We start from the raw sequence: 24,004 nt of genomic DNA on the forward strand, positions 1-24,004 counted from the left end.
CATCCGCCACTCACAGCGGCCAGGCGGTCAGCAAATCGCCGGGGCCGTAGGTGGCGTCGAGCCCCGGACAGTCGACTCCACTACGCGAAACCGCCACGACTGGAACAGGTTCGTCGGTGAGGGCAGCCCGGTGCCGATGCAGAGCGGCCAAGTCATACCGGTCGAAGGGCGACTGCTCCAGCCACTTGATGGAGCCGACGAAGAACAGCTCCTTGGCGATGGGGGCGCGGTCGGCCCCGACGATATCGATCTCGATGTCGTTGGTGCGGGTCCAGTAGCCGCCCACTGCGGGGGCCGCGGGCAGCCGGTCGTCGGGCAGTATCCGTGCCAGGGCCTCACGGACAAGAGGCTCGACGGCCCGACCACGCCAGCTGGTCCAGTTCTCCCGGATGCACGCCAAGGTCAGATCGCCCCGCCCCCGCTCGATCTCCTCCATCGACGGGCCGAGCAGGTGCAGCCAGAACCGCAGGTACGGATCTGTCACCCGGTAGCGGCGGTCCTTCGACGGGCGCAGCGATACAGGCAGCTCGCCGGCGACGATCCGTTTGTCCGTAAGCAGCTCCAGAGCTCGCTGCAGCGGCGTGGCCCCGATCCCGCCGGCTGCACGGGCGATATTGGTGAAGGTCCGCTCGCCACTCCCGATGGCCGTCAGCACCTTGCGCGCCTGTACTTGCGGGGGGAATTCGGCGGCCAGCGAACGCTCGGCCGACACCAGCAGGGCCGAGACCGGATCGCTCAGCGCCTCGCCGAGGAAGTCCCACAGCCCTGCGCCGCGCGGCCACTCTGCGCAGATCAGCGGCAGCCCGCCGGTGACCAGTGCGGCGTCGAAGGCTTCCGCCGGATCCAGCCCAAGCATCTGCCCCACCTCGGCGGGGTTGAGCGGTCCCAGCACCATCTCCCGGCCGCGCTGATGGAAGGGGCGTCCGTAGCTGTTCAGTGCCTCCATCATCGACAGATCGGAGCCGATGAGGACCAGCAGCACCGGCTTGGTCTCCAGCACCCGGTCCCAGGCCCGTTGCAGCATCCCTTCAAAGGCGCCGTCGGTATCCATCAGGTACGGCACTTCGTCGATGATCAGAACGCTCGCCCGGTCGGCAGGCAGCGCCGCGGCCAGCACATCGAACGCGGCATCCCAGTTCTCCGGCCGCGCGGCGGCCACCAGCCCCGCCAACGGCAGCGTCGACACTTGGGCGTCCCTGGCCAGCCGTGCCAGATCATCCCTGGGGGATGCACCAGTCGCAGCGAAGAACAAGAAAGGGGCTCCGGAGCGCTCCGCAAACCGCTCGACCAGCCGCGACTTGCCCACCCGGCGCCGCCCACGCAACATCACGCACCGACCGGGCCGCTCCCCGCCGATCCCTGCCGCCACCTTCTGCAGCTCTCGCTCCAACGTCGCCAGCTCCTGGCGACGTCCTACAAAATCCACCACGTCTGATCGACCTCCACCCATGACACTAACAATAATGTTAGCAACATAGAGGTTAGTGATTGCCTTCGTGACCCTCGGCAGACGTGTCGACTGAGCCTTAAGACGTGGTGGCAGTCTGCGCACCGGTGTGCACTCAGGGTTGTCGTTTCGAGCAGGCCGCGCGCGTGCGCATCGCGTACGGGCAGGTGACACCGGAGGCGCTGCACCGACAGAACCGGTACCCGCGCACGGAATGATCGAGGTCGTAAACCTGGACCAGGAACGTTCACTGCTTCTCAAGCCGTCCCCGCCCATCGAAATGACAGGCCCCATGAAGAGTATCGATCACCCCTACTTCGGGCACCTTGAGGTTCCGCCGGTGGACGAGACGGAAGTCATCTGGGAAGGCACAGCCGCACTGGGAAGCAGAGAGGTCGAAGTCCGGCTGTGGGCCGACCCCAGCTCCGGGCTGGATGCGGGAGAACTGGATGCGTTCGCGACGCACCTGGCCCACCTGCCGGCTCTGGACACCGCGGCTCGCACAGCAATCCGTGAGGACCTGCAGCAGGATCGCTACTTCATCGACCACCACGCCGACGAACTCGACGACGCCGAAGTGATCAAACGCCTCACCCGGGAAGCGAACGGCGAAGCGATCAGCGCCGACGCGTTCACTGCGGCCATGCACCCCGTTCGGATCGGGCTGTGGCACCTGATCGGCGAGGCCAAGGCCCGGATCGTCATGGACTACACGATCGACGCTGCGACCAGTGACGAACTCCTCGCCGTCAAGGTGGCCCGCAACGGGGCCGTGGTTTGCGTCGACTGGGAAAGCTGACGGCGTCAGCCCCGCCTCGGTGGTGGCAACCCGGCAGCACCGAACGGAGCACGGCGCATCGATCCTGGGCGCTGAAGACCCGGACCGCGCCGGCGTGGGTAATAGAAAGAACTGCTCCCGGATCTCTGTCCCGGAATCAGCCACCCAATCGGCAGCTCATCCCAACGAGTGCATGCAACTCAGATTGTGTACACATGGCACACTCGGTACCCTTGGGGCATGACTCAGCCGCTGCCCATAGAGTCCATCCGCGACGTACGCGCTCACTTGGCCGAAGTCGTCGAACGGGCCGACCGCGACGACATGCCCACTGTCATCACCCGCCGCGGCAAGCAGGTCGCCGCCGTGGTCTCGATCGAGGTGCTGCGCAAGTACCAGGAGTGGGAAGAGCGCGAGATCAACCGCATCATCGACGAACGCATGGCGAGCCCGGCCGCCGGCGTCCCGATCGAGGACGTGATGAGGGAGACGCTGGCACGCAGTGAGTGACTACCGCACGGTGTTCCGACCCGAGGCCCAGGCCGAGCTTCGCAAGATCCCTCGCGACATGGCGCTTCGTATCCTGGCCAAACTGACAGAGCTGGAGAGCGACCCTTTCGGCTTCAACACCACGGCACTTGTATCCCAGCCTGAGCGCCGCCGCCTACGAGTCGGCGACTATCGCGTCTTCTACACCATCGACAACGGGGAACTAGTGGTGTGGGTCGTACACCTCGGACACCGCTCCACGGTCTACGACACGTAGCCGCTTCAGGTTCTGCGGACTACTGCGGACGGCACAACGGCCTGACCTACCTTCTCGCAGGTCAGGCCGTTATTCACGTCCAATCAGACGTTGAAGCGGAATGTCTGCGGGCTGATCCTGACCTGCGGCGGAGCCCCATAGAGGGCTCTGACCAGCCTTTTCTCCGTTGGTATGCGTTGGCTCCCGATGACCGATTACGAGTGTCCTGCGGACTGGCTGCGGACTGGCCGGGCGCCGTGGCAGAGAAATCCATGGCGCACAGGCCGGACCTGCAACGAGACTGCGCAGGTGAGCGACCGCTACCCCTGTCCCTGCTGCGGGCACCGCGTGCTCGACGCCATGCCCGGCTCCTACGAGATCTGCCCCGTCTGCTTCTGGGAGGACGACGGGGTCCAGTTCCGCTGGCCGACCATGGACGGCGGAGCGAACAAGGTCTCCCTGATCGAGGCCCAGCGCAACTACCAGGACTTCAGGGCCTGCGACCAACACGGCCGGCAGTACGTCCGCCCGCCAGCCGCTGACGAGCCACTCGACCCCGCCTGGCGCCCTATCGACCTGACGCGCGACTCCTTCGAGGACTGGGAAGCCGAGGACCGCGCCCCGTGGCCCGGCGACCGCTCGGTGCTCTGCTGGTGGCTCCCCATCTTCTGGCGCCGCGACCACCCGGCGTCATGACCACCCACATCGAGAGGCTCGCCCAGCAGCTCGACGGCGAGTCCGGCGAGTCCTACGACGGGGCTTGGTCGACGAAGCCGTAGATCACCACGCCAAAATTCTACAATTCTTGCGCGACAGTAACACTCAAAGTCGAGAAGAAGCGCAGCAAGAACTCGAAAGGGCGCTCACCTCGCAACGAGAGGCAGAAGAGCAAAGAGCGCAACTCAGGGATGACATTGACCCTGTCACCGATAGGGAAACGCAAGCGCTTCGAGACCTCCTCAATGAGGCCGAGCGAAGCTTGGCAGATGCTCGTAGCGCTGAAGTTAGTCTGCGCCGGCAGATAGAGGAACTTACAGGTGAGCGCCGCCGGGTCACTTCAGATATTGCTCGGCTAAATCGAATGCGTGACGCAGGAGAGCGTCTGGCGCAGATCGAGTTCACCACCTGCCCTCGCTGTATGCAGGCACTCAAGAGCCGCGAGGTGCCGCATGGACACTGCCGGCTGTGCCTTTTGCCTGATGAGGCAGCATCGACAGACGAACTCGACCAGTATGAGAGCGTACAGCTCACGGACCAATTGGAGGAGATGGAAAAACAACTGGCATTCATTGAACACCAGACACAGAATGCACGCCAACTAATCCTGGACCGGCAAGAACTCGTCCGCCATTTGGAAACGGCAATCGATTCCCGGACGGCTGATCGCGTAAGTCCGCGCCTCCAAGCCTACAGTGACATATCCGAGAAGATTGCCGCAGCACGCACGGCACAAAAGCACTTTGAGAATGTCTTGCAGCAATGGGATCGGGTATCCGATCTCGCTAGAACAGAGGAGGAGGTGAGGAAGCGTTACGAGCGGCTCGTTCGAGAGATTGACCAGCGGGACATCGAGCTAAAGGCCCGCCGCGCTTACATTGTGCGCGAAATCTCCAAAGAATTTAATCGGGTCGTGGCAGATCTCCAAATCCCGGGGGTCGAAGAGGCCAGCATTCACGAAACAACTACCTCCCCCTCCTAAATGGAAAATCATTCAAGCAATTTTCCAGAGGCGGCGGCATCGTGACCGCCACTCAGGTTGCCTATTGGACATCCTTGATCGCAGTAGCACTGCGGGAAAGGGATGTCCCCTATCCGGCTTTCCTCCTCATCGACAGTCCGCGTCTAGCACTGAATGAGCAGGACCTTAGCTCCGGGCTTTACCGAAGGCTAGTGACGCTGGCCGAGGCGAACGCTGGACGGCTTCAGATGATCATTGCCGATCACGCTTTGCCGACTGAATATAGGAGAGATTACGCCGAGATCTTCTTCAACTACACGAAGCCAAGTATCAGCTCCGTCAAGCATCCCGGAAAGGGAGGTGTGAAGCCATTGGTTTCCGCATAACAAAGCGGTACAGCGCACGGCGGGATCAGCATCACTTGCGCCACCTATTTGTCTCCGATCTCGGCACTGCATCCGCCTGGGTCTCACGCATTCTTCGACACCCCTCGCGCCACGATCCACGGAGTTTTGACGAAACCAGCGCAGGGTGCGACAAATGTCGCCCGAAAGCCATCATGCAAGATCGAGGTTAATTCCACCCATCAAGCGATACCTGAAATCTGCCGCTCAGGTACTTGTGGAGAGCATTGGCGGTTGTATCGACAAACGCCTCGGGAATGGCATTGGCCTTGACCCAGCGAACCTGGGAGTGCTTGCGAGGTTCGCGGTTCTCTGGCTCGCCGGTCCATTCGTGGGCGACGAAGACGACGGTGAGGAAGCCGTTGGGGGCCTCGACGCCCCGGGCGCCGTGGATGATGTGGGCGACGTTGAGGGACTCGGCCCTCACCGTGAGGCCGGTCTCCTCGTAGAGCTCGCGTACGGCGGTCTCGGTGATGGGCTCGCCCGGCTCGCTCTTGCCGACGGGGAGGTCCCACAGGCCCTGGGCGAACTTGGCGTTCTCGCTGCGCTGGAGGAGGACGACTCGGTTCGTGGCCTTGTCGTGGACGATGACGGCGGCGACCAGCAGGGTCATGGAGTCGAGCGCCGGCTTGAGCGCTTGGGAGCGGTCATCGGTTTGCTGAGCCATGGGGTTCCCTTCGTCGGGCGGGTTGTTGGGCATGTTAGGCGAGGGCCTCGCGGGCTCGGCGGGCGAGATCTGCGGCGCCGGGGACGCGGCGGCGCTGGTAGATCGCGAGCGTCGAGCGGATCGAGGTGATCGCCTTGCGGGTGCGGTCGGAGGTCATGCCTTCCATGAGGACGAGGGCCTGGGTCCAGGCGGCGACGGCTTCGTCGGCTCGGGTCTGGGCGGCAAGGCTGTCGCCAAGGTCGGCGTGGGTAAGGGCGTGGACGCGCTTGTACTTCTCCGGGTCCCAACGGGTGAGGGCGTCGCGGTGCTGCTGTTCGGTGCCGATGTGGTCGGCGAGGTCGGTCAACGTGCGGGCGGTGTGGCTGGCTACGGTGCCAGCGGCGGGGCCGCTGACGCGGGAGAAGCTGGGCTGGGGCCCGTCCTCGCGTAGGAGGGCGTCTTCGGCGGCGAGGAGAGCGCGGGCGGCCAATGGGTTCTCGCCGACCGCTGCGTAGGCGCGGGCGTGCGTGATGTGCAGGAGGGCTTCGGTCTGGCCGTCCACGTGGCCGAGGCCGCGGGTGAGGGCGCCTTCGACCAGGTCGACGCAGTGGTGGGGCTGTTTGAGGCTGAGGGCCTGGTGGGCGAGGGCGCGCATCATCCAGCCCGCGTGGCCGTGAGGGTCGGCTTCGCAGGCGAGTTGGTAGCCGACCTGGTAGTACCGCTGGGCGGCGCCTTCGTGGCCGAGGTCGTGGTGTTTCCAGCCTGCGAGGTAGGCGAGTTCGGCGACGGCGCCGAAGGCTGCCTGGCGTAAGGGTTCTGTGGGGAAGCGTCCGCGGAGCATAGGGGCTGCCGTGTCGGCAAGGTACGCGGTGACCGTGGTCAGGCCGTGCCCGCCGCCGAGCCGTTCGTCGGCGGCGCTGAAGGCTGCCGTGATCTGCCGTACGACGTCGATGTCGTCGCTGCCAACGAGGGAGCGGGCGGTGCGGGCGCGGAGCATCCGCGAGGTGGCTTCGTGGTCGTGCAGGAGCGGCATGGCCACGCCGGCCGTGGTGAAGGCGGCGATGGCGAGGAAGCGGCGGCGTTCGACGTCCGCGCGGCCGAGGTCGGTGACCTCGGTGATGGGGTCGGTGTCCGGTGGCGATTCCGTGTCGGGTGAGTGGAGGCCGAGCTCGGTTCGGGTGACGACGCGGCCCAACCGGCGGGAGAGGGCTTCGGCGAGGTACTGGCCTGCCTGGCCGGACGGCGTGCGGGCACCGCCCACCCAGTGGGAGATGGCCGACTTGTTGGTCTGGAGCAGCTCGCCGTTCTCGGCTGCGATGCGGCGTACGTCCTTGGCGAGCGCGTCGTACGTGCACCCGGCGGCGTTGATCGTGTCGCGCAGGCGGGAGTTGGCGCTGGTCGGTGCCGACACGATCGCCTCCGCTCCGGATCCGTAAACCGTGTATACCGCTTGACCTCGGTCACACCGTACCCACTCTGCGTAGCGGACGGTTCACTTATCGACAGCCGCCCCGCTCTTGGGCCGGGCGGCCTCCAAGTTCCGTACGCCCCAGCGGGCTCGGGCATTCCTGTGCCCCGGCCCGGACGATCAGAGACGGAGACACGGTGACCACCATCGACACCGCGACCATCACTGTCGAGCTGCCCGACGCCTTCGACCCGCGCTGGAACCGCCTGCCCGGCATCCAGGTGGACGGCCGGCGCATAACGATCGACCCGGCCGAGTACTTCTTCCGCTTCGAGTCCAGCACCTGGCTCGTCGCCGACTGGGAGTTGGTGAAGGCCCAGCTCCTCGACGTGGACGAGAGCACCGAGAGTGCGGTCGAGCAGCTCGCGCTCGACTTCATCAAGAACCACGGCGAGTCCACCTCCGACGCGGCCCGCGTGCTGGCGACGGCGTACGGGGTGTACTCGTACCTCTTCCGCGAGGGGCACCTGGCCGGCCTCGGTCTGCCGCAGATCACAGCCGACCACCTGCGCATGCTGAGCGAGGCGGCCACGCTGATGGCGCTCAACAAGGTCGAGCTGGACGGGCACATCTCCAACGTCGGTCCGTGCTGGTTCTTCCCCGCCGCCACTTCCGTCGTCTTCGACCTGGACGACGCGACGGGCGGAATGCTGGACGAGGTCTACCACGGCGGCTGGTTCAACGAGCACCGCCGGATCGAGTCCATCAAGGCCCACGCCGCGCTCGGCGGCCGGCTCGTGCACGGCTGCCAGTCCGTGCCGGACCAGTCCGGCGGCGTCGTCGCGCCCTACGGTGCCTCGATGGCCAACTTCCGTGACGACCTGGCCGAGTTCAAGGCGGGCTGGATCGAGCAGGTCTACGCCCACCGCGTGACCGCAGCCGAGTAACCCCGCCCCCAGTACGGCTCTGGGGCGGGCCAGCTCGCGCCCGCCCGCCCCGGAGCCCACCAGCCCCCTGGAGACCCCCATGGACCAGAGCCTGTCCGCCACCCTGCTGGACGACCTGTGCACCCTCGTCGGCAAGCCCCTCCCCGAACGTGCCGAGATTCGTGTCTGGGGCATGTCCGGCGTCGAACGCGTCACCTTCCCCAACGGCACCACGGCCGTTTTCAAGTACGCCACGGAGCCCTTCGACCGCGAGGCCCAGGCCCTGCGGATGGCATACCAGCGCGGGCTCCCAGTCCCCGCGCTCCACGCCACCGCCATGCAGGACAAGTGGCTCGGGATGCTCATGGACGACCTCGGCACCCCCGTACGGGACGCCGACGACCTCGACGGCGTCGCCGCCGCCGTCATGCTCCACGCCGCCCGCCCCGCGGGCGGTCTGCCCCTCCTCGACGGTGCGGGCCTCGCAGCCCTGCCCGGCCGAGCCCTCGATCACCTCCAGCGGCTGCGGAAAGCCGACCGATGGACGGACTGCGACGACGTCGAGACCGCACTGGGGAAGATCTCCGCCGCGGCCGAGGCCCGTGTCGAAGGTGCGACGCTCGACCCGTTCGGCTGGGTCCACTCCGAGTTCCACCCCACGAGCGTCCACATCGGGGAGAACGGCTGGCACCTCCTCGACTTCGCACGCGCCTTCACCGGACCCGGCCTGATCGACCTCGCCTCGTACCACGGCACCACCGACGTGCCGAGCCCCTTCCGACTGCGAGTTTTCCTGGAGCAGTACGTCACCGCAGGCGGTCATGAGGACGCCCTCGCCTCCCGGGGCGGCCTGGCCGCCGAGGCATGGGCCCTGGGCTGGCACCGCATGTGGGCCGTGGAGTGGTTCATGGAGCAGTCCATCCGGTGGATCGACGACCCGGCCAAGGACCCCGTGTACATCCCCGTCGTCCGCCGCCACCTGAACGACGTGGTCCAACTCCTGGAGGTCTAGGTGCTCGCCCAGGTCTCCCCCTGGTACGCCCACGCAGCCCAGCGCACAGCCACTGCCCCCGCGCACGCCCTCACCGCGCCTGCCCGGATGGAATGGAGCACCCACGCGGGCATCGGTCCCGGCGCCGAGATCCTGGGCCGGGACCTGTGCGGCAAGCGCGTCCTGGAGCTGGGCTGCGGCCCCGGCCACAACGTGGCCCACCTCGCGAAGCACCACCAGGCCCGCGTCACCGGCGTGGACCTGGTCGGCATCCAGGTACGCCGGGCCCGCTCCCACTACGGCCACATCGACGGCGCCACGTTCGCTGCCGGCCACGCACTGCACCACCTGCAGGCCACCGGCCAGACCTTCGACGCGATCTACTCCGTCTTCGGCGCCGTCGGCCTCGTCGCCCCCGAGCTCCTCCTCGCCGCCATTTCCCGACGCCTGAAACCGGGCGGTGCCCTGGCCTTCTCCGTCCCTCACCCGGCACGGGCCGGAAGACATCCATCCACGGACGACTGTCCGCGCGAGGACTACGTCACCATGCCCGACCGCACCCGACTGCCCCTCGCCCGATGGGAGTTCGACGCCCGCCGCTGGGACGCCCACCTCTCCCGGACCGGCCTGCGCATCACCTCGACGCTGGAGCTGCGGCACCCGCGCCGCGACCTGTGGCCCACCACCCTCTTGATCACCGCCCGCAAACGCTGACCGACGGAGGCAACGATGCCCCTGCCCTACCTGCTCCTGGACATCGACGGCGTCCTCATACCGTTCCCGGCCGCCGACGGCAGCACCCCGCCCACCCACGTCCGCCACACCGTCCTGCCCACCGGCAGGCACCCCGACGACCCCGTCACGGTCTGGCTCGATCCGAGCCAGGGCGGCATTCTCACCGACCTCCTGACCAGCGGGCTCATCACCCCCGTGTGGTGCACGAGCTGGCGCAAGGATGCCACCACGATCATCGGCCCCCTCTTGGGGCTGCCCGACTTCCCTTACATCGACCTGCCTCGCCCGCAGATCAGCACCAGCCACCCCGACGGCTACCTATGGAAACGCGACCACGTCGACATCTGGCTCGGCAGAGCTCCCGTCGTCTGGATCGACGACGACTTCACCACCCTCGACCACGCGTGGGCACAAGAACGCACCGCCCGCGGGCTGCCCACTCTCCTCATCCAGCCCGACCCGTACGTCGGCCTCCATACGGACCACCTCGCGGAGGTACGGGAGTGGGCAGCTCGGCACTCGGGCACGAATGAAGCCATGGACGCCGTATAGAGCTGCCAAGGGCGCAACGGTACGGCGGCGGGCCCGCGTCCTGCCCTGTGGACCCGCCTCACCTGTGATGGCCTGCCTTCGCGGGCGATGCCCGGCAGTGTCCGTAAGCGGTTGAGCTGCCATGGCTGGCATCGCAGTCGCCCTGCCGGCTCCGACGCGGGCCCTGGCGGCCTGCGCTCGCCGGTTCGGCTGGCTGGAGATGCGCCAGCTCAAGACCTCAGCTGCGGACTGGGCACTGCCGAGTTCCCGCTCGGCTGCGGCTTCGGCCAGCACACGGACGGGCCGATGTCCGACAGATTCCGCGCGGGCCAGAACGGTCGTGAGGGCGGGCCAGGCCCGGTCGGTCAGGATGCGGTCGGCGTACTCGGGGAGAGCTTGTCGTACGGCGGTTTCGTATCGGTCGGCGTTCTTCTGGCATGGGGCCCGGCGCGAAAGTTCAGCGAGTGCCGGCTGGGCTGCGTTGTCGTAGGCGGTGCGGAGGTGTCGCAGGGTCTGTTCGGCTGACGCGGCTTGCTGTTCGTGACCTCGTTTCTCGTGCCATTGCGCTGCCGCCACGGTGAGGTAGATCGCCGCAAGGCGGGCCCGTGGTCTACACGCACTTCATGGACGGGTCCTGGCGGCCCGCCTGTGCGAAGGCCGGCATACCGAAGGGCACCGGACCTCACGCCCTCCGGCACCTTGTCTCTGCTTAGTTTCCGTGTGGCGATTGGCTTCAACCGAGCCGGTGGCCTGGGGGTTTGGGCTTTGCGCTGAGCCGTGTGCTGTTTCTACTGTCGGCGCCCATGATCCTGAGTTTCTTCTCGTCCCGGGGCTGGGAGTCCTGGGACGTCGAGCACCGGCCGTTGATCCCCGAGGGGATGCCCGTGCTCGTCGACGACGACCTGCGCTTCGAGGACGGTCCGGCCGCGCCGCGCCCGGCGGCGGTGGTGAACCGGTGGCTGCGTGAGCTCCCGGCCAGCGGGGCGCCTGCACCGAACTCGTGGGAGAACTACGCGCGAGTCCTCAAGGAGTGGATGGAGTTCCTGGCCGTACACGGCGTGGGACTGTTCGACTCGCGGGAACGGTTAAAGGCCGGGCTGAGCCGGTACGCCGAACACCGAGCCGCAGGCCCACTCAAAGCCCGGTTCGCGGCGACGACCTGGGGCCAGCACATGAGCATCCTGTCCTTGTTCTACCGGTGGGCCATCGACGAGGGGCACGCGACGGCCGAGCCGTTCACCTACCGCTCCGCGCGGGCCCTGTTCGCCGGGACCGGCCGAGAGGTGAAGGTGAACCTGGCGGTCCGCCGCACCCCGAAGCCGCACGTGACCGTCAAGTACCTGGAACCGGACTTCACCGAGCTGTTCCGCAAGGGCCTGCGGGGACTGGCCCCGGACGGCTCGCAGGACACCGGCTTCCACGGCCGAGAGATGACCCGCAACGCGGCCGTCGGGGACCTCGCGCTGGCCACCGGACTGAGACTGCAGGAGTTCACCTACCTGCTGCCGTGGGAGATCCCCGCGCTGCCGCCCGAGCCGACCGTGGTTCCGATCCCGTTCCCAGTGCCAGCCGGAATCACCAAGGGCAAGAAGTTCCGCACCACCTGGGTCTCCTACGAGGCCCTCGCCACGGTGCACGACTACGTGGAGCTGGACCGGGCCGCCACCGCGGAAGGCACCCGGTGGCGGCCGCCGCGACGGTGGGGCGAGCCTTTGATGGTGACCGAGCCCGACGCGAGGGGCGGGCTGATCAACGGCATCCGGCGGCCCTGGGCATCGCTGACCGCGGCAGAACGCCGTCGGCTGGTCGCGCCGGAGGGCGGTTCGTCCCTGCTGGCGGTGAAGAACGGCGGCGGTCCGTTCACCGCGTGGGCGACGGTCTTCGAGCGGACCTCGGACCGGATCCGTGCCCGCTTCGAACCGCGGTTCCCGCACGTCTGGCCCCATCGATGTCGCCACACCTTCTCGATGAGGACCTTGGAATACCTGGTCACCGGGCACTACCGGCAGGCCGCCAAGCTGGTGCGGGACACCGATACCGATGCCGCCTTGGTCTTCTACCTCAGTAAGGCCGACCCACTGCTGGTGCTCCGAGATTTGCTCGGCCATAGCACCGTCCTCACCACGGAAAAGTATCTCCGGCGCCTGGACACCACCCGGATCTTCCGAGAGGCATACGAGGGGGCAGGCGCCGCGGCCGGACTGACCGACGACGCAGGCGCCGACCGGGAAGCCGCCGCCGAGTTCACCGAGGACGGGGCTTTCTGATGCCGACGATGCTGATCGACCAACCCCTGGGGATCACCTGCGTGTTCAGCGATGGAAGCCGTGCGGCGTTCTCGCTGGACGGCTTGCCGAACCCGCTGCTGGCCCGGCAGCTGGCCACCGGCTTGGTGGATCTGATCCACCCGCACGGCACCGCGGATTCCGCCGGCACGGTCAACCATTACGTCCAGGCGATCCGGGGCATGGTGCGGACCCTGGCTGAGCAGGGCTTCACCGGTGGCCTTGACCAGCTCAGACGGGGCAGGCTGGCCGAGTACTTGATGGGATGCTCGGGCGGCCGGGAGGCGTGCACCCGCGCGATGGTCGAGGCGTTCGGCCAGGTCGGCGGCTCGCTGGCGGATGGCGTGCTGGAGCTCGCGGCCGGACGGAATTTCAACGTTCAGCCGAACCACCACGCTCTGCCTCCCTACTCGGAGACCGAGTGGCAGCGGCTGGGCGACCTCTGCCGACGGCTCGTCGAGGAGTCGTACACGGCCCACCGGCAGGCCCTGACCGCTGTCGCTCACGGACAGCACCCCGCAGAGGGCGGATGGACTCCCCAGAACCTTCGCTGGCTGCTGGCCACCATCGGGCCGGTGAACATCTCCGAGTTCGGCCGCAACGTCGGCATCTCGGCCGTTGTGGTCCACCGCCGCGGCGGTTTCCACGACGCGACGCAGGCCCTGTTCCCGCACCTGAAAGTCCTGATCGCCTACCGGTTGCTGTTCGGCATCTACTCCGGCATCGTGCCGGACGGCATCGAGGACCTGGTCACGCAGGACGTCGACTGGGCCGGGGACTCCACGATCCTGCTCTCCTACGTCAAGGGCCGCACCGCGGCCGAGAGCCTGAATCTGCCACGCAGGGCCGTGCGCCTGCTGGAGCAGTGGCTGGCCCACACCACGCTGCTGCGGAGCTTCGTTCCGCCGGACGAGGGCCGCAAACTGTGGTTGGGGCTGAGCCGGGCCGGCGGTGACCGCCGGGTGAGACAGTTCGACCGCGTCGCCATCCAGCGATGGGTCCAGCGGCACCAGCTGATCGGGGACGACGGGCAGCCCCTGAAGATCCACCGGTCCAGGATCCGCACCACGCACGCGGCGATGCGGGACAAGAGCACGTGGACCGGCAGCGGCCGGGCAACCATCGACCCGAACCACACCCCCGCCGTCGAAGGCGACCACTATCTGACAGCCACGACACCGGCTCAGCACCGCGCGGTCGAGGCCGTAATCGAAGACGCCCAGCATGACCTGCTGCGCAGGTCCCATCCGCCGACGGTAATCACCGAGGAGGAGGCCGCCGCCCTGGCCGAGGGCTATCCGCAGCTGGTGACGGACCTTGCACTGGACGACGACGTGATCGCCGAGCTCGTCGGCGGACAGCGGGATGTGTTCACTGCTGCCTGCGGCGATCAGCTGTCCGGACTGCATGGCCCGAAAGGCAAGCCCTGTCCGGCCCGCCCCTGGGTCTGCCTGTTGTGTCCCCTGGCGGTGTTCGCACCACGGCATGCGGTCAGCCTGCTGCGGCTGAAGGCGTTCTTCTCCCGGCAGTGGCAGCAGATGCCCGCCGCCCACTTCATGGCGGTCTTCGGCCCCTACGCCACCCGCATCCAGCAGGTCCTGGAGCGCTTCGATCCGGCCGTGGTCGCCGCGGCCGCCGCCCACGTCACCGACCGGGACGATGAACTTCCCCTGCGGCCCGAGGAGATGACTGCATGAGCACCGCTCTCTCGCCCGCTTTCGACGGACGCTCGGCCGTCTTTGCTGGCGCCGATATCTGCAGCGAAGCGGGTCTGACGCTGCCCGGCAATGCCGCTCGCCCGGTGTTGGAGGACGACATCTGGGACTTCACCCACGTCATCGGACTGCCGACCCAGCTGAGCCCCTCGGTGAGGCGCTTCGACTTCACGCCGATCACGGACTCGCGTTGGCGACTGGTGGCCAAGGAACTGGTCCTGGCGATGCTCGCACCACGCCACCAGACGGTCGCCCCGTTGCCCCGTGCCTTCCGCAACCCGCTCCACGTGACGAGTTGTCGCGGTCGTCTCGACGAACTCGTCCGCTTCTTCAACTGGCTGAACGGCCGGGCGACCAGCAGCCTGCAGCAGATCACCACCCATGACTGCGAGGCATACCTGGCTCACCGCCGCTACGTGCTCGATGAGAACGGAGCCGTGATCGGCGAGAACAGCCACGCGACCAGGCGATCGGCTGCCCAGGTCGTCGTCGACCTGGTGAACTACCGCGACCTGTTCACCGCCGACCGCGTTTCCGCCGAGTTGCGGCCCTGGGGCGGCGCCACCGCCTCCGCCGTCGCCGAGATGCCCAGCGGCCGAGAGGAGAACAAGACCCAACCAGTCACGGACGACATCATGCAACCGGTGCTCGCGGCCGCCCTCTACCTGATGTCCACACTGGGCCCGCACGCCGTCGATCTCGCCGACAAGGTCCGCGAATCCGACCTTCACTCGGCACGGCGAGCCCAAGGACTACGGCGCGTCGGCCCCAAGAACCGCGTCCCGGTCCGAGAGCTCAGCGAAATCCTTGCCGAGTACACACGAACGTGCACAGCCCTGCCCATGCTGGAGGACCATTACATCTCGAAACGCCTCGAACAAGGCTGGGCCGAGGACGATCCCCTTCTCCCGGTGGCCATGGGCACCCTCGCCCGCCGGGCCGGGCTGAGCCAGTTCTGCCATCCCTGGCTGCCCACCATGCGGCCGGCGCTGGAAGATGCCCTCGCCCAGGTCGGCGTCGAGAGACCGTTCGGCCGGGATGCCGACTTGATCCCCACGGCCGACGGAACAGCGTCACTGCCCTGGACCCTGCCGCTCTCCCGGCTCCAGGCCGTCGCTCTGGTCGGCATCGTCCGCACCGCCGCGATCATCACCGCGGCTGCCATTTCGGGCATGCGCGCGAGTGAGCTGATGGAATTGCGCATCGGCTGCCGACGACCGCCCGAAGAATCCGTCCCGGGCCTGACCCGCTACCGGATCGCAAGCAAGATCGTCAAAGGGCAGCCGCTGGGCGGCACCCATGACGAGTGGGTCGTCATCGAACCGGTCTATCGCGCGATCGAACTCCTCGAGCAACTGCACGACGCCCCAACAGAAGGGGCCCTGCTGATCGGCAGGTTCTCCTTCAACGTCCGCTTCAAGTGGTTCAAGAACTGGGTCAACTCCCAGGCCGGGAAGAGACTTGGCCTGGCATCGATCCCCGAGGGGCCGATCAACCTGCGGATGCTACGGCGCACTTTGTCCCTGGAAATGGCCTACCGGCCCGGCGGCCTCCTGGCCACCAAGATCCACATGAAACATATCGCCGTGGCCACGACAGAGGGCTACGCCTCGCGTCCTGGCGGGGCTCAGGCCGAACTTCTGGCCGAGGTCAACAAGCACGAGAGCGAACGCAACCTCCAGCTGGTCCTGGAGGAGTTCCGAAACTACCAGCAGGGTGTCCTGCCCGCCGGTCCTGGCGCCCGCAGCCTCACGGAGTTCTTCGCCAGCATCGACGCCCAGGTCGATACGTCCTCGACCGCAGCCCCAAAAGTCCAGCGCAACGACCGCGACGTCCTCAACCTGCTGACCAAGCGCGCCAAAACTTTGCACCTCGGACCGGCGAACTACTGCTGGTTCACTGACCCCTCCAGGGCGCTCTGCCTCAAACTCGCGGGCACCCCCAGCGCGGACCGGCCGCTGATCGGGATGTGTGACTCGGCCCGCTGCCCGCAGGCTACCCACCACCCGTGCCACCGGCCCGTCTGGGCCGAGCACGCCGAACGCACCGAGATCTTCCTCGGCCAGCTCGGCGCGACGCGCAAGACCGAACACACCCGGCTCCAAGCCGACCGCGACCGAGCCCTCCGCGTCGTCGCCGAAATCGACGCCACCAGCACCATGAACGAGGCATCCGCATGAGAATCTCCGCAGCCCAGCGAACCGAGAACGAGAACCGCATCCGGGCCGCCATGGACCGCCTCCTGCGCGGCGAACTCCCGCCCGGCGGCAAGTGCGACATCAAGACCCTCGCCCACGAAGCTGGCGTCGACCGCACCGCCTTCTACGGCACCCGCCCCTACGCGCACCTCCGCGTCGAGTTCGAACGACGCCTGCAGGACCTGCAGCAGGCCGGCGACATTCCCGACCCTCGCGAGGCTCAGATCGCCCGCCTCAAGGCGGCGAACGCGAAGTTCAAGGAGCGACTGGTCAGATCAGAGCAAACGATCGACGAGCTCACGGAATTCCGCACCCAGGCGCTGGCCCGGCTCGCCGCCCAGCACGAAGAGATCGTCCGGCTCCGCGAAGCCGCCACCGGAACCAGTCGCGTCAGCCGCCTCCCCGCACCGCGAACAACTGTGATCGGCTCATGCAGCTGACCGCAGGATCCGCACTCGACGCGGTGTCAGCCCAGCGTGATCCACCGAATGCCGAGCCGCTCGACCTGGGCGGTCTCCGTCGCGTCAAGCGTCGCGCGACCGGTGACCTTGCGCAGGAAGGTCGGCCCGTCCCAGCCAAGTTCACGCGCGGCGTCCAACTGGTCCGCCCCGAGCAGAAGTTCCAGTACTGCCGCACCGGCCTCTCGAGTCAGCCACGCATCGCGTCCCAGCGCGTCTGCCAAGTCCAGGCCGTGAACCGCAACCTCCACCACTCTGGTGAGCAGGAACTCCGAGAGGAGCATCGCGTCACCGTGACGAGTACGCACGACTCGGTCTTCCGGTTCGTCCCGGCACATCTGATCCACCTGCTGCCACGTCACAGCGAAGTCGGCAGCGAGGACGGCGCCGTTGGCATGCTCGGCCGCGTGGTTCCGGGCCAGGTCGATGCGGGCAGCGTTGGTCTGCGGGCTGAACCGATCGTCGGGCCGGTAGTACTCCGTTGCACTGACCTCGGCCTTGTCCGGAGCAGGACCGTCCAGCATCTGCGGCAGCCACGCGATCACAACTCGGACGTGACCCAACAACTCGCGCACGGACCAGGGCTCACACCGCGTCGGACGATCCCACTCCGACTCGGACAGCCCGGCAACCGCCTGGGTGAGCTCCCCGGCTTCGAGGCGGAACGCTTCCAGCACACGACCCTGATCCATGTCGATCAAGCTATCAGCGGCCTCTACCTCGCACCCGCGAGGGTGATCTGCATCACCTTAGCGAGGCTTGATTGCAACACCACCGACCATGAGCGTCGCGAATTGCCCCTCGGCGAGGACGCCTGCTCAATCGCGACACGGACTCCACCGCACACGGCCTCTGCGGACATAAGGCATTACTACGCCAGCCTGCTGATCAAGCACGGCGAGTCCGTGAAGACGGTCTCCGAGCGCCTCGGCCACACCAATGCGGCCATGACGCTGAACATCTACACCCACCTGTGGCCCGACTCCGAGGAGCGGACCCGGGCCGCCGTCGACAAGGCGTACGCGGACCAGTCCGCCGATGCCCAGCCGCAGGTCGACGAAGCGGCGTAGCCGCTCCCCCGCGTGCCGGACTCATCCAGCACGCTGCGGACTCTGTGCGGACCGCAAAGGCCGCCCAACCCGCTCCACCGCAGGTCAGACGGCCTTTCGCCGGACGTATTAGACGTTGAAGCGGAACTCCACCACGTCCCCGTCCTGCATCTCATAGTCCTTGCCCTCCATGCGGGCCTTGCCCTTGGCGCGGGCCTCGGCGACCGAGCCCGTTTCGACCAGGTCCTCGAAGGAGATGATCTCCGCCTTGATGAAGCCCTTCTGGAAGTCGGTGTGGATCACACCGGCCGCCTCGGGGGCCGTGGCGCCCTTCTTGATCGTCCAGGCTCGGGCTTCCTTCGGGCCTGCGGTGAGGTAGGTCTGCAGGCCCAGGGTGTCGAAGCCGACGCGGCCGAGGGTGGCGAGGCCGGGTTCTTCCTGGCCCATGGACTGGAGGAGCTCGAGGGCCTCGTCGTCGTCGAGCTCGATCAGCTCGGACTCGATCTTGGCGTTGAGGAAGATCGCCTCGGCGGGGGCGACCAGGGCGCGCTGCTCGTTCTTGAAGTCCTCGTCGACCAGCTCGTCCTCGTCGACGTTGAAGACGTAGAGGAAGGGCTTGGTGGTGAGGAGGTGCAGCTCGTGGAGGAGCTTGCCCTTCTCCGTGCCTGCGGTGATGCCCGCGGCGAAGAGGGTCTGGCCGGACTCGAGGATCTTCTGGGCCTCCTCGACCGCCGCGAGGACCGCGACCTTCTCCTTCTGGAGGCGGGACTCCTTCGTGAGGCGCGGCACGGCCTTCTCGACGGACTGGAGGTCGGCGAGGATCAGCTCGGTGTTGATCGTCTCGATGTCGTCCTTGGGCGAGACCTTGCCGTCGACGTGGACGACGTTCTCGTCCTTGAAGGCGCGGATGACCTGGCAGATCGCGTCGGACTCGCGGATGTTCGCGAGGAACTTGTTGCCCAGGCCCTCACCCTCCGAAGCGCCTCGGACGATGCCGGCGATGTCGACGAAGTCGACGGTGGCCGGGAGCAGGCGCTGCGAGCCGAAGATCTCGGCCAACTTGTTCAGGCGGGCGTCCGGGACGCCGACGACGCCCACGTTCGGCTCGATCGTGGCGAACGGGTAGTTGGCCGCCAGCACGTCGTTCTTGGTCAGGGCGTTGAACAGGGTCGACTTGCCGACATTCGGCAGGCCGACGATTCCGATCGTGAGCGACACGTTGGCGACTTCCTGAAGAGTGAGGAGGCGGAATGAGCAGGCGGTGGGACGGGCGGAAATACATCGGGCCCGGGTGGGCCGATTCTCCAGTTTACGGGCGGGGGCAACCGGGTAACCACGGGTCCGGTCGGGCGTCGATCCGGTTCCCGTTCGGCCGTGTGGCATCGAACTCACCCCCAAGGTCGCCCAAAGCGCGTGTCCCGCACCTGTTTCCTCCCGCCCGGCGACCTACGTTGTCCCGGTGGAGCAGCACAGGACACGACCCCCGCAGCGCAGGCAGTCTCGGCAGGCCCCGCTGTCCCCGCAGAGCACCATCGACGAAGCCGCCGCCGTCTATCGGGTGATGGACGCGAAGCCGGGGGGCCGGTCCCGGCCGGTGCCACCCGTTGTTCTCGCGCTGCGCAGGCTGCCGAATCCGCGGCTGACCGGCATCGGTGCGGGACTCTTCGCCGTCGCCTCCATGTTCGTACTGGCGTGCCTCGACGAGCTGCTCCTCGACGGTTCATCCACCGTGTTCGGGATGCTGTTCCTGCCGGTCAGCGCGCTGACCGCCCTGTGGGTACGGCCCGTGGACCTGGTGACCGCGCCGATCATCGTGCCGATCGCATTCGCCGTCGGCGTCATCCCGATCTCCGGCGGCACCGGCGGCTTCGGCGGCCAGACCATGGCGCTCGTCACCGCGCTCGCCGTACATGCCGGGTGGCTGTACGGCGGGACGCTCATCGCCGGGCTCGTCGCGACCGTACGCAAGGTACGGCTGATGCGGCAGAGGCAACGTCAGCGTCGGATGCTGCTCGCCACGCGGCCCGCGCAGTCGCCCCGTCGCCCCCAGCGCTGACCGGGGACCGAGAAGGGCGGAGGCGTCGCCCCCGGCGGTAGCCGGGGGCCGCAGGACAGGGCGGCGGGGCGGCCGGGTGGGCCCTACGCCGTGTTCGCCGCCGCCATCGCCGCTCCCACGATGCCCGCGTTGTTCTGCAGCTCCGCCGGCACCATCTCGGCCCGTACATGCTCGATCAGCGGCAGGAATTTGTCAGCCTTGCGGCTGACTCCGCCGCCGATGATGAAGAGCTCGGGCGAGAACAGCATCTCCACATGGGTCAGGTACTTCTGTACCCGGTGCGCCCAGTGGTGCCAGCTCAACCCCTCGTCCTCCTTGGCCTTGGTGGAGGCGTGCTTCTCCGCGTCGTGGCCGTCCAGCTCCAGGTGGCCCAGCTCGGTGTTCGGAACAAGCTTGCCGTCGATGAAGAGGGCGCTGCCGATCCCCGTACCGAGTGTCAGTACGATCACCGTCCCCCCGCGACCGCGGCCGGCGCCGAACGCCATCTCCGCGATGCCGGCCGCGTCGGCGTCGTTCAGGAGGGTGACGGGCAGGCCGAGTCTGTCGCCGAGCAGTCCGCGGGCGTCCGTGTCGATCCAGCCCTTGTCGACATTGGCCGCGGTGCGTGTGCAGCCGCCGGTGACAACGCCTGGGAAGGTGATGCCCACCGGGCCCGACCAGTCGAAATGACCGACCACCTCGGCCACGCAATCGGTCACGTCCTTGGGCGTGGCCGGGTGCGGTGTCAGGACTTTGTGGCGCTCCTGCGCCAGGTCTCCGCGGTCCAGGTCCACAGGGGCCCCCTTGATCCCGGATCCGCCGATGTCCACTCCGAAGATCTGCATGCAATCCACGGTACGGGCAGGTGACCCGGCTCACTTCCCGGAACGGGAAGCCGTCGACGCGAAGCCGTCACTTCTCCACAAGTGCCGCGGCCTCGGCGCGCAGGTCGCGGCGGAGTTCCTTGGGCAGCGAGAACGTGATGGACTCCTCGGCCGCCTTCACGATCTCCACGTCCTCGAAACCGCGCTCCGAGAGCCACGCCAGGACGCCGTCGACCAGGACCTCGGGGACGGATGCGCCCGAGGTGACGCCGACCGTGGAGACGCCGTCCAGCCAGGCCTCGTCGATCTCGTCGGCGAAGTCGACCAGATGGGCGTCGTTGGCACCGGCGCCCAGGGCGACCTCGACCAGGCGGACCGAGTTGGAGGAGTTCTTGGAGCCGACGACGATCACGAGGTCGGCGTCCGCGCCCATCTGCTTCACGGCGATCTGGCGGTTCTGCGTGGCGTAGCAGATGTCGTCGCTGGGCGGCGAGACCAGGAGCGGGAACTTCTCCTTGAGCGCGCCGACGGTCTCCATCGTCTCGTCGACGGAGAGCGTGGTCTGGGAGAGCCAGACGACCTTCGACGGGTCGCGCACCTCGACATCGGCGACGTCCTCGGGGCCGTCGACCAGCGTGATGTGCTCGGGGGCCTCGCCGGAGGTGCCGATGACCTCCTCGTGGCCCTCGTGGCCGATCAGAAGGATGTCGAAGTCGTCCTGTGCGAAGCGGACGGCTTCCTTGTGGACCTTGGTGACCAGGGGGCAGGTCGCGTCGATCGTGGCGAGCTTCCGCTCCGCCGCCTCCTCGTGCACGGTCGGCGCGACGCCGTGCGCGGAGAACATCACGATCGAGCCCTCGGGAACCTCCGCCGTCTCCTCGACGAAGATCGCACCCTTCTTCTCCAGGGTCTGTACGACGTACTTGTTGTGGACGATCTCGTGGCGCACGTACACCGGGGAGCCGTACTGCTCCAGGGCTTTCTCCACGGCGATCACGGCACGGTCCACGCCCGCGCAGTAGCCACGGGGAGCGGCGAGCAGGACGCGGCGGGGTGTCGTAGCAGTCATGCGTCCCATCGTAAGGCCGAGCCGAACGCGCAGAAGATCGGCCGGGTCGCGAGATTGATGCGTATGCGATCAACGGAGGGTTGTCGGCTGGTGGTGCCGGCGCTGCAGTGGGGCGGCGCACGGTCCGAAGGAGCGGTGGGGTAAAGACCGCCGACGGGACGTGGCGGCTGTCGTGGGCGGCTGATTGTCGGTGGGGGCGGATACGCTCGCTCGCATGGCTCTCCAAACGTCCGCGGAAGCTCCGCTGCCCGTCGGTGAGGTGTCGCGGCTCATCGGGGGGTGGATCGACCGTCTCGGCACCGTCTGGGTCGAGGGGCAGATCACCCAGCTGTCGCGGCGGCCCGGCGCCGGCGTGGTGTTTCTGACGCTGCGCGACCCGTCACAGGACATCTCGGTGAGTGTGACGTGCTTCCGCCAGGTCTTCGACCGGATCGCGGATGTCGTGACGGAGGGGGCGCGGGTCGTCGTCCTCGCCAAGCCCGAGTGGTACGCGCCGCGTGGCCAGCTGTCCCTGCGGGCCACGGAGATACGGCCGGTCGGCATCGGTGAGCTGCTGGTCCGCCTTGAGCAGCTGAAGAAATCGCTGGCCGGGGAGGGGCTCTTCGCGCTCGACCGGAAGAAGCCGCTGCCGTTCCTGCCGCAGCTGATCGGACTGGTCTGTGGCCGGGCCTCGGCGGCCGAGCGCGACGTCCTGGAGAACGCACGGCGGCGGTGGCCCGCGGTGCGGTTCGAGGTGCGCAACACGGCGGTTCAGGGGGTGCACGCGGTGAATCAGGTCGTCCAGGCCGTGAAGGAGCTGGACGACCTCCCGGACGTCGACGTGATCGTCGTGGCGCGGGGCGGCGGCAGCGTGGAGGATCTGCTGCCGTTCTCGGACGAGCAGCTGATCCGTACGGTCGCCGCGTGCCGTACGCCGGTGGTGTCGGCGATCGGTCATGAGCCGGACTCGCCGCTGCTCGACCTGGTCGCGGATCTGCGTGCCTCCACTCCGACGGACGCGGCGAAGAAGGTCGTGCCCGATGTGGGCGAGGAGCTGGACCGGGTGCAGCAGCTGCGGGACCGTGCGCTGCGGACGGTACGGGGGCTGCTGGACCGGGAGGAGCGGGGACTGGCTCATGCGCTGGGCCGGCCCGCGATGGAGCATCCCCGGCGGATGGTGGACGAGCGGGCGTCGGAGATCGATGCGCTGATCGGGCGGGGTCGGCGGGTGCTGGGGCATCTGCTGGACCGGGCGGACTCGGAGCTCGCCCACACCCGGGCGCGGGTGGTCGCGTTGTCGCCCGCGGCGACGCTGGAGCGCGGGTACGCGGTGCTGCAGCGGGCGGACGGCCATGTGGTGCGGGCTCCCGCGGACGCGGGGGCGCCGGGCGATGTGCTTCGGGCGCGGGTTTCGGGGGGCGAGTTCGCGGTGCGGGTAGGCGAGTGAGTGAGCGAGCGGGGGTTCTATACGGGGGCGGACGGGCGGCCGCGGCGGCTCGAAGGTGATGACGGGCGAAGTCTCAGGCTCCTGGTGGGCCGGAACGTAGGGTGGGGCGCATGACGGACGACGGGACTACGACAGCTGGTGCCGCGGGCACGCTCGGATACGAGCAGGCCCGTGACGAGCTGATCGAGGTGGTGCGCCGCCTGGAGGCGGGCGGTACGACGCTGGAAGAGTCCCTCGCGCTGTGGGAGCGGGGCGAGGAGCTGGCGAAGGTGTGCAGGCACTGGCTGGAAGGCGCGCGCGCACGGCTGGACGCGGCCCTCGCGGGGCCGGCCGACCCCCAGGAGAACGGCGGCGGCACGACAGCCGACAGCGGCTGAGGCCGCCCCGGATTTCCCGACTTCCCGGCCTCCTCGGCTTCCCTGGCCTTCCCGACTTCCCAGCTTCCTCGGCTTCCCTGGCCTTCCCGACTTCCCAGCTTCCTCGGCTTCCCGGCTTTTCGGACGAGGCCGACCATGGCGAGGCGGGCGCGGGGCAGGTGGCGCCCACGATCGGAGCCCTGCCCGCGACTGGCGCAAGAGGCCCGGACTGTGGAACAGGTCACTCCGCTCCAGGTTTAGTTGAAAGTTAACCTACCTCTCCCGTACCGTGGCCGTCGT

25 protein-coding genes are annotated in these 24,004 nt (G+C 67.8%); 18 read left to right on the forward strand and 7 right to left on the reverse strand.

Going from position 1 to position 24,004, the window contains the following annotated elements:
* Window positions 1-10: 10 nt before the first annotated feature.
* Window positions 11-1,429, reverse strand: a complete 1,419-nt coding sequence (locus ABTZ94_RS07650) for an ATP-binding protein (protein ID WP_351198523.1) — start codon at window positions 1,427-1,429, stop codon at window positions 11-13.
* A gap of 310 nt (window positions 1,430-1,739) precedes the next feature.
* Between ABTZ94_RS07650 and ABTZ94_RS07655 the strand changes: the two genes are divergently transcribed.
* The 6 genes from ABTZ94_RS07655 to ABTZ94_RS07680 all read left to right on the forward strand — a co-directional run bounded on the left by ABTZ94_RS07655 (window position 1,740) and on the right by ABTZ94_RS07680 (window position 5,034).
* Window positions 1,740-2,246: a DUF2004 domain-containing protein gene (locus ABTZ94_RS07655; RefSeq protein ID WP_351198524.1), complete on the forward strand. Its 507-nt coding sequence runs from the start codon at window positions 1,740-1,742 to the stop codon at window positions 2,244-2,246.
* A 219-nt stretch (window positions 2,247-2,465) separates the two neighbouring features.
* A complete protein-coding gene (locus tag ABTZ94_RS07660; protein WP_072483971.1) occupies window positions 2,466-2,735 on the forward strand; it encodes a type II toxin-antitoxin system Phd/YefM family antitoxin in 270 nt (89 codons plus the stop codon).
* Window positions 2,728-2,991 (forward strand): type II toxin-antitoxin system RelE family toxin, encoded by a 264-nt coding sequence (locus tag ABTZ94_RS07665; RefSeq protein WP_351198525.1) that lies wholly within the window; start codon window positions 2,728-2,730, stop codon window positions 2,989-2,991. Before ABTZ94_RS07660 ends, ABTZ94_RS07665 begins: the two co-directional genes overlap by 8 nt.
* Before the next feature lie 288 nt (window positions 2,992-3,279).
* A complete protein-coding gene (locus ABTZ94_RS07670) occupies window positions 3,280-3,666 on the forward strand; it encodes a CPCC family cysteine-rich protein (RefSeq protein ID WP_351198527.1) in 387 nt (128 codons plus the stop codon).
* A 64-nt stretch (window positions 3,667-3,730) separates the two neighbouring features.
* On the forward strand, window positions 3,731-4,669 hold the full coding sequence (locus ABTZ94_RS07675) for a coiled-coil domain-containing protein (protein WP_351198529.1): 939 nt from the start codon (window positions 3,731-3,733) through the stop codon (window positions 4,667-4,669).
* Window positions 4,670-4,710: 41 nt separating this feature from the next.
* A complete protein-coding gene (locus tag ABTZ94_RS07680; RefSeq protein ID WP_351198531.1) occupies window positions 4,711-5,034 on the forward strand; it encodes a hypothetical protein in 324 nt (107 codons plus the stop codon).
* A gap of 187 nt (window positions 5,035-5,221) precedes the next feature.
* Here the strand turns inward: ABTZ94_RS07680 and ABTZ94_RS07685 are convergent, their stop codons facing one another.
* Together ABTZ94_RS07685 and ABTZ94_RS07690 are read right to left on the reverse strand one after the other, a co-directional pair.
* Window positions 5,222-5,752 (reverse strand): NUDIX domain-containing protein, encoded by a 531-nt coding sequence (locus tag ABTZ94_RS07685; protein ID WP_351198533.1) that lies wholly within the window; start codon window positions 5,750-5,752, stop codon window positions 5,222-5,224.
* A 1-nt stretch (window position 5,753) separates the two neighbouring features.
* Window positions 5,754-7,109, reverse strand: coding sequence for an NsdA family TPR-like regulatory protein (locus tag ABTZ94_RS07690; RefSeq protein ID WP_351198534.1), 1,356 nt, complete (start codon window positions 7,107-7,109; stop codon window positions 5,754-5,756).
* A gap of 194 nt (window positions 7,110-7,303) precedes the next feature.
* Here ABTZ94_RS07690 and ABTZ94_RS07695 point away from each other — a divergent pair, with 194 nt between their 5' ends.
* From ABTZ94_RS07695 to ABTZ94_RS07730, 8 genes are all read left to right on the forward strand, one after another.
* Complete coding sequence (locus tag ABTZ94_RS07695; protein ID WP_351198536.1) at window positions 7,304-8,053, forward strand: hypothetical protein; 750 nt, start codon at window positions 7,304-7,306, stop codon at window positions 8,051-8,053.
* A 79-nt stretch (window positions 8,054-8,132) separates the two neighbouring features.
* On the forward strand, window positions 8,133-9,044 hold the full coding sequence (locus ABTZ94_RS07700) for a phosphotransferase family protein (protein WP_351198538.1): 912 nt from the start codon (window positions 8,133-8,135) through the stop codon (window positions 9,042-9,044).
* The gene (locus ABTZ94_RS07705; protein ID WP_351198540.1) at window positions 9,045-9,737 is read left to right on the forward strand and encodes a class I SAM-dependent methyltransferase; all 693 of its coding nucleotides are present in this window, start codon (window positions 9,045-9,047) and stop codon (window positions 9,735-9,737) included. It begins immediately after the preceding gene.
* Between the two features lie 15 nt (window positions 9,738-9,752).
* On the forward strand, window positions 9,753-10,310 hold the full coding sequence (locus tag ABTZ94_RS07710) for an HAD domain-containing protein (protein WP_351198542.1): 558 nt from the start codon (window positions 9,753-9,755) through the stop codon (window positions 10,308-10,310).
* A gap of 782 nt (window positions 10,311-11,092) precedes the next feature.
* On the forward strand, window positions 11,093-12,556 hold the full coding sequence (locus ABTZ94_RS07715; protein ID WP_351198544.1) for a site-specific integrase: 1,464 nt from the start codon (window positions 11,093-11,095) through the stop codon (window positions 12,554-12,556).
* A complete protein-coding gene (locus ABTZ94_RS07720; protein WP_351198546.1) occupies window positions 12,556-14,271 on the forward strand; it encodes a hypothetical protein in 1,716 nt (571 codons plus the stop codon). The genes ABTZ94_RS07715 and ABTZ94_RS07720 overlap by 1 nt, the downstream gene beginning before the upstream one ends.
* Entirely contained in the window at window positions 14,268-16,469 is a 2,202-nt protein-coding gene (locus ABTZ94_RS07725; RefSeq protein WP_351198548.1) for a site-specific integrase, read from the forward strand. Before ABTZ94_RS07720 ends, ABTZ94_RS07725 begins: the two co-directional genes overlap by 4 nt.
* Window positions 16,466-16,927: a hypothetical protein gene (locus ABTZ94_RS07730; RefSeq protein WP_351198550.1), complete on the forward strand. Its 462-nt coding sequence runs from the start codon at window positions 16,466-16,468 to the stop codon at window positions 16,925-16,927. The genes ABTZ94_RS07725 and ABTZ94_RS07730 overlap by 4 nt, the downstream gene beginning before the upstream one ends.
* A 26-nt stretch (window positions 16,928-16,953) precedes the next feature.
* Here ABTZ94_RS07730 and ABTZ94_RS07735 read toward each other — a convergent pair whose 3' ends face one another.
* On the reverse strand, window positions 16,954-17,637 hold the full coding sequence (locus ABTZ94_RS07735; RefSeq protein ID WP_351198592.1) for a maleylpyruvate isomerase family mycothiol-dependent enzyme: 684 nt from the start codon (window positions 17,635-17,637) through the stop codon (window positions 16,954-16,956).
* 102 nt (window positions 17,638-17,739) lie between these two features.
* Here ABTZ94_RS07735 and ABTZ94_RS07740 point away from each other — a divergent pair, with 102 nt between their 5' ends.
* Window positions 17,740-18,015 carry a tyrosine-type recombinase/integrase gene (locus tag ABTZ94_RS07740; RefSeq protein WP_502967201.1) on the forward strand — a complete coding sequence of 92 codons (276 nt, stop codon included), beginning with the start codon at window positions 17,740-17,742 and terminating at the stop codon, window positions 18,013-18,015.
* Window positions 18,016-18,123: 108 nt separating this feature from the next.
* On the opposite strand, the gene ychF is transcribed toward ABTZ94_RS07740, so the two are convergent.
* Window positions 18,124-19,212: a redox-regulated ATPase YchF gene (gene ychF, locus ABTZ94_RS07745; protein WP_351198554.1), complete on the reverse strand. Its 1,089-nt coding sequence runs from the start codon at window positions 19,210-19,212 to the stop codon at window positions 18,124-18,126.
* A gap of 241 nt (window positions 19,213-19,453) precedes the next feature.
* Here ychF and ABTZ94_RS07750 point away from each other — a divergent pair, with 241 nt between their 5' ends.
* On the forward strand, window positions 19,454-20,050 hold the full coding sequence (locus tag ABTZ94_RS07750; protein WP_502967202.1) for a DUF6542 domain-containing protein: 597 nt from the start codon (window positions 19,454-19,456) through the stop codon (window positions 20,048-20,050).
* 83 nt (window positions 20,051-20,133) lie between these two features.
* On the opposite strand, the gene ppgK is transcribed toward ABTZ94_RS07750, so the two are convergent.
* Together ppgK and ABTZ94_RS07760 are read right to left on the reverse strand one after the other, a co-directional pair.
* Complete coding sequence (gene ppgK, locus ABTZ94_RS07755; protein ID WP_351198556.1) at window positions 20,134-20,874, reverse strand: polyphosphate--glucose phosphotransferase; 741 nt, start codon at window positions 20,872-20,874, stop codon at window positions 20,134-20,136.
* A 67-nt stretch (window positions 20,875-20,941) separates the two neighbouring features.
* Entirely contained in the window at window positions 20,942-21,931 is a 990-nt protein-coding gene (locus ABTZ94_RS07760; RefSeq protein WP_351198558.1) for a 4-hydroxy-3-methylbut-2-enyl diphosphate reductase, read from the reverse strand.
* A gap of 205 nt (window positions 21,932-22,136) precedes the next feature.
* Between ABTZ94_RS07760 and xseA the strand changes: the two genes are divergently transcribed.
* Complete coding sequence (gene xseA / locus ABTZ94_RS07765) at window positions 22,137-23,348, forward strand: exodeoxyribonuclease VII large subunit (protein ID WP_351198560.1); 1,212 nt, start codon at window positions 22,137-22,139, stop codon at window positions 23,346-23,348.
* A gap of 110 nt (window positions 23,349-23,458) precedes the next feature.
* Window positions 23,459-23,725 carry an exodeoxyribonuclease VII small subunit gene (locus ABTZ94_RS07770; protein ID WP_351198562.1) on the forward strand — a complete coding sequence of 89 codons (267 nt, stop codon included), beginning with the start codon at window positions 23,459-23,461 and terminating at the stop codon, window positions 23,723-23,725.
* Window positions 23,726-24,004 lie beyond the last annotated feature (279 nt).

It is taken from the genome of Streptomyces sp. NPDC002785, assembly GCF_040295565.1.
Lineage (GTDB): Bacteria > Actinomycetota > Actinomycetes > Streptomycetales > Streptomycetaceae > Streptomyces.

What these genes read in the sequence shown, in the direction of transcription:
- ABTZ94_RS07655 (WP_351198524.1), top strand. Translation starts at nt 1,740, where the DNA reads ATGAAGAGTATCGATCACCCCTACTTCGGGCACCTTGAGGTTCCGCCG.
- ABTZ94_RS07660 (WP_072483971.1), top strand. Translation starts at nt 2,466, where the DNA reads ATGACTCAGCCGCTGCCCATAGAGTCCATCCGCGACGTACGCGCTCAC.
- ABTZ94_RS07685 (WP_351198533.1), bottom strand. Translation starts at nt 5,752, where the DNA reads ATGCCCAACAACCCGCCCGACGAAGGGAACCCCATGGCTCAGCAAACC.
- ABTZ94_RS07700 (WP_351198538.1), top strand. Translation starts at nt 8,133, where the DNA reads ATGGACCAGAGCCTGTCCGCCACCCTGCTGGACGACCTGTGCACCCTC.
- ABTZ94_RS07710 (WP_351198542.1), top strand. Translation starts at nt 9,753, where the DNA reads ATGCCCCTGCCCTACCTGCTCCTGGACATCGACGGCGTCCTCATACCG.
- ABTZ94_RS07715 (WP_351198544.1), top strand. Translation starts at nt 11,093, where the DNA reads ATGATCCTGAGTTTCTTCTCGTCCCGGGGCTGGGAGTCCTGGGACGTC.
- ABTZ94_RS07720 (WP_351198546.1), top strand. Translation starts at nt 12,556, where the DNA reads ATGCCGACGATGCTGATCGACCAACCCCTGGGGATCACCTGCGTGTTC.
- ABTZ94_RS07725 (WP_351198548.1), top strand. Translation starts at nt 14,268, where the DNA reads ATGAGCACCGCTCTCTCGCCCGCTTTCGACGGACGCTCGGCCGTCTTT.
- ABTZ94_RS07730 (WP_351198550.1), top strand. Translation starts at nt 16,466, where the DNA reads ATGAGAATCTCCGCAGCCCAGCGAACCGAGAACGAGAACCGCATCCGG.
- ABTZ94_RS07735 (WP_351198592.1), bottom strand. Translation starts at nt 17,637, where the DNA reads ATGGATCAGGGTCGTGTGCTGGAAGCGTTCCGCCTCGAAGCCGGGGAG.
- ppgK (WP_351198556.1), bottom strand. Translation starts at nt 20,874, where the DNA reads ATGCAGATCTTCGGAGTGGACATCGGCGGATCCGGGATCAAGGGGGCC.
- ABTZ94_RS07760 (WP_351198558.1), bottom strand. Translation starts at nt 21,931, where the DNA reads ATGGGACGCATGACTGCTACGACACCCCGCCGCGTCCTGCTCGCCGCT.
- xseA (WP_351198560.1), top strand. Translation starts at nt 22,137, where the DNA reads ATGGCTCTCCAAACGTCCGCGGAAGCTCCGCTGCCCGTCGGTGAGGTG.
- ABTZ94_RS07770 (WP_351198562.1), top strand. Translation starts at nt 23,459, where the DNA reads ATGACGGACGACGGGACTACGACAGCTGGTGCCGCGGGCACGCTCGGA.